The sequence below is a fragment of the Streptomyces sp. Edi2 genome (assembly GCF_040253635.1).
Taxonomy (GTDB): Bacteria; Actinomycetota; Actinomycetes; order Streptomycetales; family Streptomycetaceae; genus Streptomyces.
This window is the reverse complement of record NZ_JBEJGX010000003.1, coordinates 1383621-1396217: the sequence shown is the minus strand read 5'-3', so window position 1 is coordinate 1396217 and position 12597 is coordinate 1383621. Positions and strand designations below refer to the sequence as shown.

The window sequence follows — 12597 nt, the reverse complement described above, 5'->3', positions numbered from 1 at the left end:
ATCACCGGCGCGTCCTGCTCTGTGAAACCTCTCGGGCGCCTTGACGGTCTTGTCGGGCACGTCCTCGTCGCCGGCTGCCCGTCCTCGGACGAGTCGGCCGATCGGGTCGTCCGGGCGGCCGACCGCTCCCTCCAGCCGAGCGACCGTTTCGTCCGGGCGACCGACCGCTCCGCCCGGTCGCGCGGCGCGCACACCCGCGTCACCGCCCCGAGCGCTTGCGACCGCACCGGCGGTCCCACTGGTTCGACGTCACCGCGTTCCCCATACGTCGACAACAGACGCACGTCATGCCCCCCATTTCCGCAGGTTGTGGCTTCGGCCGATGATTTTGCGCCACCATGGGGGCCTTGCCGCAAGCCCCCCAGTGCGCTATATCTTGAGAGTGGCAGGGAGAGAGATCTTCCTGCCTTTGTCATGCGCGGACTGCTGGGACCCACCAGCCTCTCGGGAAGTGCCGGCGCGCCGCACAGGGGTGGTACGCGTCGTCGACCCAGGCGGAGGCGGAGGCGGATGCCCCTGTCGGCAAGGCCCGAACGCCGTCGAGCGCGTGGCCCTCGCCCGGAGATCACCGCGCCACCGCGCCCCTGTGCCACCGCGCCACGCGAGTGCTGGGTCGAGATCGTCCATCGGACGCTTGACGGTCGACGTGGTTCAGATCGGCCGGCATCCAAGCGAACGGCGTCTCGGCCGGTACCCAAGTGAACGGCGTCGTTGCCGATAGTCGGAGAGAAGTGAGCAGCGATGCGCGGCACGGCTCTCGGCGAAGCGGGAGTACCCGTCGCACCGGCCGTAGGACGGCCTTGTACCCGGGGCACGCCTGTTCGCTTAACCTGGGTGTGCCGGGTGGCCCTGACAGGGGACGTACCCGGAAGGCCCTGGACGCAGGAACGCTCTGTGTCGTGCTTGGGAACCAGTGCCGCTTCGACACGAACGCAGGGACGGACCAGCAGATGCAGGTGAGGTATGAGACCAGACTCGTACCCGTTGCACGTCCGCCAGGGCGAGAAGTGCGAAATCAGGTGACGGGAGAAGCAGCCCACGCCGGGGGCCCGGCTGCGAAGGCGGCTTCGAAGGCGGGGCATCGTGGATAAGGTCGTGCTCACGGCTGCCGGTCTCTACGTCATCGTCCTGCTGCGGGCCGGAGGGACCTTCGCCGTCGGGTGGCTCGCGGGGGCCGGTGCCAGGCGCGGCAGATTCGCGGAGCGGATCTCCACGACCAAGTTCCGGCGCGCCGAACGGGCGATTCAGCGGTGGGGCGCACCCGTGGTGGCTGTCTCCTTCCTGACCGTCGGGTTCCAGACCGCTGCCAACTTCCTCGCGGGGAGCATGCACATGCCCCTGTCGCGCTACCTCCCGGCACTCTTCGTGGGCGGAGCGGGCTGGGCGCTGGTCTACGCGACGGCCGGGATCGGCGCGCTGGAACTGCTGGCGAGGCTGTTCGCCGAGCAGACCGCGCTCGGTGTGGGCGCGGTCACCGCCCTCCTGCTCGCGGTGTGCGGCGTGGTGGTGTACCGGCGCAGAAATGCCACCTCGGCCCACCGCGACACCGTGGCCGACGAAGCCTGAAAGGCCGCCCGTGTACTGACTGTTCCACCGCGAGTTGCCGGTCGAAGCTCTCCACCGCGGTGTCCAACAGGCCTGAGCCGACGACCACCTTGCACATGGCCGAGCAAGCAATCTGCATGCAGGGATTCGTGCCCGGAATCGCCTCTGCAGGGCTTTCCGGCGCTGCGCGTCGGCTCCCCGCGCGCTGGGGCGTAGGGATGAGGGCTTTTGAGGCTGTCCCGCATACGGCCGAGTTCACTTCAGCGGCTTGGCGGGCTCACCGGCCGGCTTCCGTTGGCGCCGCGGCTGCGTCCCAGCAGCCGCGCCTGCTCGCTCTTGAGCCGGGCGAACCGGTCGCGGATGTACTCCCTGAGCTCCCGTCCTGGGAAGCGTATGAGTGACAGGTGTTCCTCATAGTCAAGTACGGCTGTTGGCTTCCATCAGGGCGAAAAGTGGCCCGTAGAAGTCACTCAGCTGCTGGTTGATGCGCGTGAGCCGAGCCTGCCCTTGCCGCCAGGAGCAACCCGTTGAGGTAGGTCGCCAGATAGCCGATGAACGCCGGCCCGACGGTCACGATCACTGTGGTCATGGCAGGCGATGTTATGGGCCTGTTCGTCAGCCGGATGCCCGGGCCCGCTCCGGAGCGCCGGGCGCCGACGCTGGTGTCGGGAGGGCCGGCGGCGCCCGGTGGTGGTCAGGAGCAGGGCTTGTAGAAGTGCTTCCAGCCGTCGCCGGGCATGGCCGGCGGCTCCGATGTGGTCCCGAACTCGCCGTATTTCTGCTGCAGTTCGTAGTCGTAGTTCCCCGGGCCGCTGCCCGGCTTCGTCAGGCGTACGTGCCGGTCCAGCTGTCCGTCACCGGAGTTGTTGAGGATCGCGAGGTCCGGGTATGCGTCGCCGCCGTAGTTGGCGATCCGGAGTTGCTGGGCCTCGCCGTGATCGCCGATGTCGGAGTGCCGGGACTTGGCGGAGGTCAGGTTCGTCCGCTTGAGGGGGCCGGGGCGGTACTCCGCGACGCGCGCCGTTGCGGGGTCGTCCCCGTCGGCCGGCGTGACGAGGTTGACGACCATGTCCAGGGTGCCGTCGCGCTGGAAGTCGGCGACCGCGGCGGTCGCGACCTCCCCCTTCTTCGCGCCGAGAAGGGCGCTGACGGGGTACGGCTTGCCGAACGAACCGTTCGCGGCACCCCACTGGATGGTCATCTTGGTACCGGTGAGGCCGGGGTTGCTGATCTTGTCCGGGTGCTTGTCGCCGTCGAGGTCGCCGACCAGCGTCGTGGCATCGGCCAGGCACGGGGCCGTTGCCGTGGCGGTCTTGCCGGCCCGTGCCGCGCCGCCCGGGGCGGAAGTCGCATTGGCCTGGAAACCGCCGACAGCCAGGGACAGGGTGACGGCCGCGACCGGCACGGCGGCCAGGTGCAAGCGCTTACGAATCATCGTGAACTCCTCATGTTGTTGTCGTGAGGTGAGATGCCGTCAGTTCCGTGCGCGTTGATGCCCGGATCGCTGCATTACACAACCGTGACGTGTGAAGGGCGGGAGGGTAGGACGGGCCGGCTGCTCGACGTGGCGTTCGGCTCGGTTCCGACAGCTCCGACAGCTCCGACAGCTCCGACAGCTCCGACGGCTCCGACGGCATCAAAGCGGGACCTGCCCACGAGTCCGTCGGCGAGCCGGTGAAGCTCAGCGGCTGCTTGGCGTCCGGGCGTCCTGGCGCCTCGCCGGGCCGACCTTGGCCGCCCCCGCGAAAACTCACTGGCGTTGTCAGCGGGGCGAGTTAGAGTGAACGCACAACCTCATGCACCTCCCGGTGCGCAGGTCCGCGGCTACTTCTTCGAAACAAGTTCCGCCGCGGATCGTCCTTGATCTCGGGAGGCACAGCATCAGGGGTGCCCGGTGCGCAGGCAGGGGATACTTCCACTCCTAATGGGGAGGTCGCGGGTTCGAGTCCCGTCGCCGATTTCGGATCGGCGTAGCTCAGTTGGCAGAGCACCTTGTTTCCTCAGCCGACTCTGATCTCGGGCACCCCTTGCTGAGCTTCCCCTCCACGTGAGGGGTTCTCTTTTGTCTCGCTTCAACACTCGCACGGCTCGCACGGGCGCCGGCTCGCCCGTGACCACGACCGGCGAACGCACCACCACCCACGAAGGCGGCGCCGGCTACCTCCGCGACATCCGCTCGGAGCTCTTCCTGCTCGCCGTCGCCAACTTCGTCGCCACCGACACCTTCTACGAGAAGGCGGGCGACCGCGACGACCGCTACACCCAGCTCGTCCGGCAGCTCGCCGTCGAGGACCCGAAGTGGACGGCCGGCCTGCTCGGCTGGCTGCGCGGGCCCGGCAACATGCGGACCGCCGCGCTCGTCGGTGCTGCCGAGTTCGTTCACGCCCGCCTCCACGCCGAGAAGGGCGCCGGCGGCCCGGTCGTCGAGCAGCAGCACCCGGGCTGGAACCGCAAGGTCACCGCCTCCGTCCTCCAGCGCGCCGACGAGCCCGGCGAACTCCTCGCCTACTGGACGTCCCGCTACGGCCGCCGCATCCCCAAGCCCGTCAAGCGCGGCATCGAGGACGCCGTCGGACACCTCTACAACGAGAAGTCGCTCCTCAAGTACGACAGCGCCACGAAGGGCTTCCGGTTCGGCGACGTCATCGAACTCACCCACCCGGCCCCCACGGCGCTGTGGCAGGGCGATCTGTTCGAGCACGCCATCGACCGCCGGCACCAGCGCGCCAAGCCGATACCGGAGTCGCTGCAACTGCTGCACACCCGGGCCGCGATCGGCGAGTGGCCGGTGGAGAAGCGGCGCGCGCTGCTCGCCCGCCCGGACGCCGCCGCATTCCTGCAGCACGCGGGCATGACGTGGGAGGCGCTGGCCGGCTGGCTGCAGGGGCCGATGGACGCCGCGGCATGGGAGGCGGTCATCCCGTCCATGGGCTACATGGCCCGACTCCGGAACCTCCGGAACTTCGACGAGGCCGGCGTCTCCGACGAGGTCGCCGAGACGGTGGCGCGCAAGCTCGCCGACCCGGAGCAGGTCGCCCGCTCGCGGCAGTTGCCGATGCGCTTCTACTCGGCGTACCGGGCCGCGCCTTCGCTGCGCTGGGGGCACGCCCTGGAGAAGGCCCTGACCGCGTCGCTGGCGAACATTCCGCAGCTGCGTGGCCGGACGCTGGTGATGGTCGACACCTCCAGCTCGATGCAGGCCGGGTTCTCCCGTGACGGGACCCTGATGCGGTGGGACGCCGCAGCCCTGTTCGGCATTGCTCTGGGACAGCGGTGCGAGCGCGCGGACGTCGTCTCGTTCTCGTCCGTGCGCCGGTACCAGCGCGATGCCCCGGGTGCCGCCACGAAGTCGTTCCCGCTGCGGGGTGGCGAGTCGCTGCTGCGCGCGGTGGACCGCTGGAAGGGCGGCGGCTGGTTCCTCGGCGGCGGCACCGACACGGCCCTCGCTCTCCGGCAGGAGTTCAAGGGCCACGACCGGATCGTCATCGTCACCGATGAGCAGGCCGGGCGCGATGCCCGCGAGGTCACCGAGTCGGCACCGGCCACGGTTCCGATGTACACCTGGAACCTCGCCGGGTACGCGGCCGGACACGCCCCGTCCGGTGGCTGCTACCGGCACACCTTCGGCGGCCTCACGGACCAGGCGTTCCGTATGATCCCGCTCCTCGAAGCCGGCCGCGACGCCAAGTTCCCGTGGGAGAGCGTGAACGACTGACCTGTGAGAGGGCGCCCCACTCCAGGACCTGGCCAGGGGCGGGGCCGTTCTGTCCGGCCGCCGGCGCCTCGTGCAGGTGCTGCCGGATTCCGGAATCGTTCCGGTCCCGTAGGCGACACCGGCGCGTCATGCCTGTCCGATACCGGCCACGGCGGCCCGCTCTTCCTCCTCCTGGATCATGTCAACGACCTGCGGAGGAAGGGGACATGGACCTACTAAAGTTGCGTCCATGTCATCACACATGCGTACGGCACGCGGCGAGCCTGCTCCGCCGGAGGACAGGAAGAGAGCGTCCGACATCCGTCTGGCGGTGGCGGAGACCCTGCCGGTCGGCGTGGGGATGTTCTCCTTGGGGATCACTTTTGGGCTGCTGGTCGTGCAGTCGGGGCTCGCCTGGTGGTGGACGCCCTTGTTCAGCGGGTTGATTTACGCCGGCTCGCTGGAGTTCTTGCTGGTCGGGATGTTGATGGCCGCGAGTCCGCTGGTCTCGATCGCTCTGACCACGCTGCTGGTCAATTTCCGGCATGTCTTCTACAGCCTGTCGTTCCCGCTGCACCGCGTGCGGGGCAAAGCCGCCAAGACCTACGCGGTGTTCGCCCTGATCGACGAGGCCTACGCGCTCACGGCGACCAGGCCGGCCGACTCCTTCAGCAGCGTGCGGATCATCGCGACACAGGTGTCGCTGCAGTCCTACTGGGTCGGGGGCGGGCTGGTCGGTGCGTTGACCGGCCGGGCCCTGCCCACGATCGACGGCCTGGACTTCACCCTGACCTCGTTGTTCACCGTGCTGGCGATCGAGGCATGCCGGTCGGGACGGGACCTGCCCGCTCCGCTTCTGGCCGCGGGATGCGGCCTCTTCGCCCAGCTGGTGGCGCCGGGCCAGATGCTCGTGGTGGCGATGACTCTCTACGTACTCGCGCTGCTCGTGCGCTACCGCTTCACCCGGCCCAAGGAGCACGCCAATGCCTAGCAACGGATACATGGTCTCGGCGCTGGTGATCGTCGCGGGCATCACCTTCGCCCTGCGAGCCGTCCCCTTCGCCTTCCTCGGACGGCTGCGCTCGTCGCAGGTGACCGCCTTCCTGTCCCAGCACATGCCGGCCGGAATCATGGTGATCCTGGTCATCTACCTGCTGCGCGGTGTGGACGTCACCACCAGCCCCTACGGACTGACCGAAGCGGCGGGCATCGCCGTGACGGCCGGACTGTATCTGTGGCGGCGCAATGTGCTGCTGAGCATCTTCGCGGGCACCGCTGTTTATGTGCTGCTGCTGCACTTCCTCCCAGCGGCACACGGCTGACGGGCCCGTTACCGCACTCCCGGGTCCCGGGTGCCGGGTCCCGGGGAACGGGGCCGGGTGCCGGGTACTGGGTCTGCAGGCCGTCCCGTCCGGCGGGGTCCTGTCCGTCGGCGTTCCCGTCCGCCGGGGCTCAGCCGAACAGGATCTGGCCGAGCAGGTACAGGTTGAGGCCGGACAGGACGAAGGCCAGGACCGCTCCGATCCCGGTGGTGAGCGGCCTGTTGACGTAACCGCCCATCAGCTTGCGGCTCCGTGTGAACAGCACCAGGGGGATGAGGGCGAACGGGATGCCGAAGGAGAGCACCACCTGGGAGGTGACGAGCACGGAGTCCGGTGAGAATCCGGCAGCCAGGGCGACCAGGGCCGGTGCCATGGTGACGCCGCGGCGCAGCAGCAACGGAATCCGGCGGCGGAGGAAGCCCTGCATGACGACCTGTCCGGCGTAGGTGCCCACGCCGGAGGAGGAGAGCCCGGAGGCGAGCAGGGCCACCGCGAAGGCCAGCGCGGCCATACCGCTGACGGTCTGGCCGAGGGAGTGGTGAGCGGCTTGCAGGCTTCCGCTGTAGTCACCGCCGGGCCGGTGGAACAGGGCGACGGCGACACAGAACATCGCCAGGTTGATCAGCCCCGCCAGACCGAGCCCGGAGACACAGTCGATACGCAGGCTGCGCAGCGCGACCTTCTTGGCGCGGGGGGTGCGTGGTGACTGCCGCTGTGCGGTGATGGCGGAGTGCAGATAGATCACATGCGGCATGACGGTGGCGCCGATGATGCCGACCGCCAGGGTGAGGGATTCGGTGCCCGCGAGGCGGGGCACCATGCCCGCCGCGATGCCGGCTGATGACTGACCGCCCAGCGCGAACAGCTGGTAGAGGAAGCCGAAACCGATCAGCGAGAGCAGGAAGGTGATGGCGACCTCGAAGGGGCGGTAGCCGCGGCGCTGGAGTGCCAGCACCGCAAAGCTGATCACCGCGGTGGCGACGCCCGCGGGGAAGAGCCGTACCCCGAAGAGCAGGTTGAGGCCGATGGCAGCGCCGACGAACTCCGCCAAGTCCGTTGCGATGACGACCAGTTCGGCCTGCACCCACAGCATCCGTGATACCGGGCGCGGCAGGCTGCGGCGGCACAGGGTAGACAGGTCCGTGCCGGTCGCCAGGCCGATCTTCGACGAGAGGTACTGGATGAACATGGCGACGGCATTCGCGACCACCAGGACCCACACCAGCAGGTAGCCGAACTTGGCGCCCGCCTGGAAATTCGTCGCGAAGTTGCCGGGGTCGACGTACGCCACCGCGGCGACGAACGCGGGCCCGTAAAAGGCCCGCCGGGTGCGCTTCACCTCGCTGTGGGCGCGCTGCTCCACCGACGTTGTGGTCATCTCGGCTGTGGTCATCTGGGCTGTCCCCTCACGGTGTGTGCTCGGGTCCGTATCGCTCAAGCTCCTGCGGGCACCTGCGGGACCGCCTCCGTGGCATCCCCCTGAACGCATGGCGGCGCCGCCCCGGACCAGGCGTACCGTGCGCCTGGCACCGGGGCGGCGCCGCGTGGCGGGGCGTTACCGCAGGGGAGAGCCCGGATCCGGGTCGGAATCCGGGTCGGAATCCGGGTCCGGGTCGGGGGCGACGGGCGGGGTGCCGTAGGTGAAGTAGGTCTCCTGCGGCAGGTTGGTGCCGCCGATCGCCGTCCCCGTGTCGATCTGGTCCATCGTCCAGGTACGGGTCTCGAAGTCCGGTTCGAGGATCAGGATTCCCGGGTCGCCGAACAGCTCGATCCGGTTGCCGCCGGGCTCGAAGACGTAGAGGAAGGAGCTCTGGGTGATGCCGTGCCGGTCCGGGCCCGCCTCGATGGTGATGTCGTAGTCCCGGAACATCTCGGCCGCGTCGATGGTGTGCTGCTGCACGCCGTAGTAGAAGGCGACGTGGTGCAGCCGGCCGCGGGCTCCCCGCGCGTCCCGCATGACGGCGACGTCATGACTGAGTTGGCTGCTGCTCATCCACACGCCGGTCTCGACGCTGCCGTCGACCACCCGCTCATTGGTCCGCAGACCGAGGTGCCGCTCGAAGGACTGCTTGACCGGTGTGACGTCGCTGGCCAGCAGGTTGAGGTGGTCGATCCGCTTGACCGGCAGGCCCTGCAGCGGCTTCTTCGACGGCCGGCTGAGGATCTTGCTCCGCAGCTCCGGCGGAGACTTGTACTTCTCGGCCTCCCACAGCAGGCACATGTGGTGGCCGTCGGGCGTGTGGAACTCGTAGGTCTTGCCGTAACCGAACTCGTCCTCGGTCCACTTGCCGTCCTGGTTCCCGTCCCGCATCGACCGGACGCGGCGTTCCAGCGCCTCCGGCGACGAGGTCCGCAGCGCGGCGTGGTCCATCCGGGGCTCCGGACCTTCGGTGATCTTCAGGCTCCACTGGTACGGGTCCTCATAGCCCCGCAGGTAGACCGACTGCCCCTCGCGCCTCGTCTCGTACATGCCCAGCAGGTCCTTGAAGAACCAGAGCGTGCCGTCCGGGTCCGGTGTGTGTAATTCCACCCGAGCCAAGTGGGCGATCTCGTGGCGGTACGTCTCTTCGCTCATGCTTCGGTGCCTTTCTCGGACAGCGGGAGCGGAACTTGTCAGCTGACTGGGCCGCCGGCTCCGGCAGACTCAACCGGCTTCCTTCTTCAGGGCGTTGCGTTCCTCGGTCGTGACGTCGCCGGCGGCCCAGTGCGCGGGCTCGACCTCCCGGATGACCACCCGGATGTTCGCCAGCGGGGCACCCACGGCGCGGTGCGCCGCTTCGGTCAGTTCATGGATCAGTGCACGGACCTGCTCCGGTGACCGTCCGGAGCCCAGGGTCACGTCGATGAACGGCATACTCAGCCTCCTGCGACGGTGATGGTGCCGAGAGTGGAGAAGTGCGCTGCGACGCTCGCGCCCGGCCGGACGTGGACCGCGTCGGTCATGCCGCCGGTGAGGACGATCGCGCCGGCTTCGATGGCCAGTCCCCGCTCGCCGAGGGCGTTCGCGGCGAGGGCGAGCGCCTCTGCCGGGTGCCCCTGCACCGCCGCGCCGGTGGCGGAGTCGACCACCTGGCCGTCGACTTCCAGCAGGCACGCCTCGTGCGCGAGGTCCATGCCCTCGGGGGAGCGTCCGAGGGGGCCGAGCACGAACAGCCCGGAGGAGCTGTTGTCCGCCACCGCGTCCGCCAAGGTGAACTTGAAGTCGCGGTAACGGCTGTCGATGATCTCGATGCCGCCGTAGACGCGGTCCACGGCACCAAGGGCGACCGCCGCGGTGATGCCAGGACCGGCCAGCCGCTCCCGCATCACGAAGACGATCTCCGGCTCGGCCCGGGGGTGGATCAGCCGCTGCCGGGGCAGCGGGACGCCGGCCGGCAGCACCATGGCATCGGTGAGCCATGCCAGGGACGGTGCGTCGATCCCCATCCTGATCTGCTTGGCGCGCGAGGTGAGGCCGAGCTTGACGCCGATCAGCGTCTCGCCTCGCTGCAGCCGCTGCTGCAACGCCTCGCGCTGCACCGTGTAGGCGCCCGGCAGGTCAAGATCCGGCCATTGCGCGGTGATGGGCCCGCGAGCGGTGACCGAGCGCTCGGCGTCGAGCAGGACCTCGGCTGCGCGCCGGGTGTCTCCGGAGCGGATTTCCAGTGGCTCGGCCATGAAAGAGGCCGCCTCCTTTGATACGGACGGTAGGGCGGACAGCGGGTGGGGGCGTGCGGCTCGGTGTGCGCGCGCACGGCGGTCACGGCTCAGCGGGCGCGCACGGCGGTCACGGTGCCCACGCCGGCCATGCTCGCGGTCACCCTGTCGCCGGGATCGAGGGCGGCGGCCGGGGTGAGGCAGGGGACGAGCACCACCTGGCCGGCGGCGAGGGCGAAGTCCTCCTGGCGCACGGCGTTCGCCACCCACACCAGGGCATTGACGGGCGAGCCGAGCGCCATGCCGCCCGCGCCGGTGGCGGCCACCTCTCCGTTGCGGTGCAGCACACAGCCGGACAACCGCAGGTCCACGTCCGGCAGGGCTGCCGGGGTGCTGCCCAGTACGACGCCCCGGCAGCCGGCGTTGTCGGCGATCAGGTCGAGGACGGACGCCGGCCCGTCCTCGAACCCGGAGTCGGTGATCTCCAGGGCGGGCAGTACACAGTCCACCGCCCGGACGGCGTCGGCCACGGTGACCCCGGGCCCGCGCAGCGGCTCACCCAGCACGAAGGCCAGCGCCGGCTCGATGCGGGGGCGGATGAATTTGCCGCCGTCCAGGGGCTCGTGGCCGGGATGGAACATGCTGCCGGTGAGATGACCCAGCACCGGTTCCGAGGTGTCCATGCTCCGCTGCGCGGGCACGGACACCAGGCCGGCTGTGAAACCGCGCAGCGGGTCATTGTCCGAAATCCGCTGCCGCAGCTGTGCCCACTGGACTTCGTACGCATCGGACCGGGAGGAAAGGGAACCGCCGCGCACGGCTGACGGAACCGCCTTCCCGTTCCGGTGCGCGCTGTTCAGATCCGCGGCGATGTCCTGCAAGGCATCTGATGTCATGGGGACTCTTTCAAGGAGGCGATCGTCGTTCCCGGGTGTCAGCGAATGCGCAGGACCACGGCGCGAGGTTCGGTGAAGAACTCACGCGAATGCGGGCCGCCTTCTCTGCCGACCCCGCTGATGCCTTCGCCGCCGAAGGGCATGCGGAGATCGCGCTCGAAATAGCAGTTCACCCATACCGTGCCGGCTTTCCAGCGGGCCGCCATCCGGTGAGCACGGTCGAGGTGGGTGGTGAACAGAATCCCGGCCAGACCGTAAGGGCTGGAATTGGCCAGGTGCAGTGCTTCTTCTTCGGTGTCGAACGGGATGACCGTCTCCACCGGACCGAAAATCTCTTCCTGAGCCGTCCGGGTGTCGTTGGTCAGCCCGGTGATGATTGTCGGCGCAAAGTAGAAACCACGGGACAGTTCGCCGGTGGTCACGGGCGATCCGCCGGTGAGGACCGTGCCGCCTTCTTTTCGTGCCAGGTCGACATAGCCCTGCACCTTGTCCAGATGCCGTTGCTCGATCAGCGGACCCATGAATGTCTCGTGACGCTTGGGGTCACCGACGACGATTTTCGCCGCCTCCGCGGTGAAGCGTTCCAGGAAGGCCGGAAGAATCCCGCGCTGTACGAACAGCCGTGACCCGGAGAAGCACACCTGGCCGTTGCCGCCGAAGATTGCCTTGATCGATTCGGGTACCGCCACGTCCAGATCGGCATCGTCGAAGACGATGTTCGCCGACTTGCCGCCCAGTTCGGCGGAGACGGGGGTCAGCTGGGGGGCCGCGGCGGCCATGATCCGGGCTCCGGTGGCGCTGGAGCCCGTGAAGGTGATGCGGTCCACGCGTGGATCGCTGGTCAGCGGGCCGGCCACTTCATCGGCACCGAAGCCGTGCACGATGTTGAGCACGCCCTCCGGCAGCCCCGCGGCCGCGGCCAGCTGGCCGAACCGGGCCGCCGTCAGCGGGGTCTGCGGGGCGGGCTTGAGTACCACGGTGTTGCCGAAGGCCAGGGCGGGTGCGGCCTTCCATGTGGCGAGCATGAGCGGCGCGTTCCATGGGCTGATCGCCGAGACGACGCCCGCCGGCGGCCGCAGGGAGTAGCCGAGTACCGGGCCGTTGGGGTAGGCCTCATCGGTCGCCATCGCCGCGTAGTCGGCGAAGAACCGCAAATTCTGGGCGACCCGGGGCATCTCCCCGTGCAGCGCCTGCCGGATGATCTTGCCGCTGTCCACGGTTTCCAGCATCGCCAGCTCTTCGCGATGCGCGTCCACGGCGTCGGCCACATCGTGGAGGATTTTGCGGCGTTCCGTGGGAGTCATTCTGGGCCACGGGCCCTCGTCGAATGCCTTCCGTGCCGCGGCAACCGCACGCTCGCCGTCCGCTGCGGCCCCCCTGGCCACGGTGCCTATCACCGAATTGTCGTGCGGATCTCTGGTTTCAAACGTCTTTCCATCTGCGGATTCGACGGACTGACCGCCGATCAGGTGGCAGATGTCGCGATTCTCTGTCACCACTCCCG

12 protein-coding genes are annotated in these 12597 nt (G+C 69.0%); 4 read left to right on the top strand and 8 right to left on the bottom strand.

From position 1 onward, the window contains the following. Positions 1–1083: 1083 nt before the first annotated feature. Complete coding sequence (locus tag ABR737_RS09575) at positions 1084–1566, top strand: DedA family protein (RefSeq protein ID WP_350249762.1); 483 nt, start codon at positions 1084–1086, stop codon at positions 1564–1566. Positions 1567–2011: 445 nt separating this feature from the next. Here ABR737_RS09575 and ABR737_RS09570 read toward each other — a convergent pair whose 3' ends face one another. After that, positions 2012–2134: a hypothetical protein gene (locus tag ABR737_RS09570; protein WP_350249761.1), complete on the bottom strand. Its 123-nt coding sequence runs from the start codon at positions 2132–2134 to the stop codon at positions 2012–2014. Between the two features lie 105 nt (positions 2135–2239). Continuing rightward, positions 2240–2980 (bottom strand): FG-GAP repeat domain-containing protein, encoded by a 741-nt coding sequence (locus ABR737_RS09565; protein WP_350249760.1) that lies wholly within the window; start codon positions 2978–2980, stop codon positions 2240–2242. Positions 2981–3607: 627 nt separating this feature from the next. Here ABR737_RS09565 and ABR737_RS09560 point away from each other — a divergent pair. From ABR737_RS09560 to ABR737_RS09550, 3 genes are all read left to right on the top strand, one after another. Continuing rightward, positions 3608–5260, top strand: a complete 1653-nt coding sequence (locus ABR737_RS09560; RefSeq protein ID WP_350249759.1) for a TROVE domain-containing protein — start codon at positions 3608–3610, stop codon at positions 5258–5260. 229 nt (positions 5261–5489) lie between these two features. Further along, positions 5490–6230, top strand: coding sequence for an AzlC family ABC transporter permease (locus ABR737_RS09555; RefSeq protein WP_350249758.1), 741 nt, complete (start codon positions 5490–5492; stop codon positions 6228–6230). Next, positions 6223–6561, top strand: coding sequence for a branched-chain amino acid transporter permease (locus tag ABR737_RS09550; protein WP_350249757.1), 339 nt, complete (start codon positions 6223–6225; stop codon positions 6559–6561). The genes ABR737_RS09555 and ABR737_RS09550 overlap by 8 nt, the downstream gene beginning before the upstream one ends. 130 nt (positions 6562–6691) lie before the next feature. On the opposite strand, the gene ABR737_RS09545 is transcribed toward ABR737_RS09550, so the two are convergent. From ABR737_RS09545 to ABR737_RS09520, 6 genes are all read right to left on the bottom strand, one after another. Further along, the gene (locus ABR737_RS09545; RefSeq protein WP_350249756.1) at positions 6692–7954 is read right to left on the bottom strand and encodes an Nramp family divalent metal transporter; all 1263 of its coding nucleotides are present in this window, start codon (positions 7952–7954) and stop codon (positions 6692–6694) included. A 162-nt stretch (positions 7955–8116) separates the two neighbouring features. Next, complete coding sequence (locus ABR737_RS09540; RefSeq protein ID WP_350249755.1) at positions 8117–9136, bottom strand: VOC family protein; 1020 nt, start codon at positions 9134–9136, stop codon at positions 8117–8119. Between the two features lie 69 nt (positions 9137–9205). Continuing rightward, on the bottom strand, positions 9206–9415 hold the full coding sequence (thmT, locus tag ABR737_RS09535; protein WP_350249754.1) for a 2-hydroxymuconate tautomerase: 210 nt from the start codon (positions 9413–9415) through the stop codon (positions 9206–9208). A gap of 2 nt (positions 9416–9417) precedes the next feature. Continuing rightward, positions 9418–10218 carry a 2-keto-4-pentenoate hydratase gene (locus ABR737_RS09530; RefSeq protein WP_350249753.1) on the bottom strand — a complete coding sequence of 267 codons (801 nt, stop codon included), beginning with the start codon at positions 10216–10218 and terminating at the stop codon, positions 9418–9420. Between the two features lie 89 nt (positions 10219–10307). After that, on the bottom strand, positions 10308–11093 hold the full coding sequence (locus tag ABR737_RS09525) for a 2-keto-4-pentenoate hydratase (protein ID WP_350249752.1): 786 nt from the start codon (positions 11091–11093) through the stop codon (positions 10308–10310). 38 nt (positions 11094–11131) lie between these two features. After that, the gene (locus ABR737_RS09520) at positions 11132–12589 is read right to left on the bottom strand and encodes an aldehyde dehydrogenase (protein ID WP_350256733.1); all 1458 of its coding nucleotides are present in this window, start codon (positions 12587–12589) and stop codon (positions 11132–11134) included. Positions 12590–12597 lie beyond the last annotated feature (8 nt).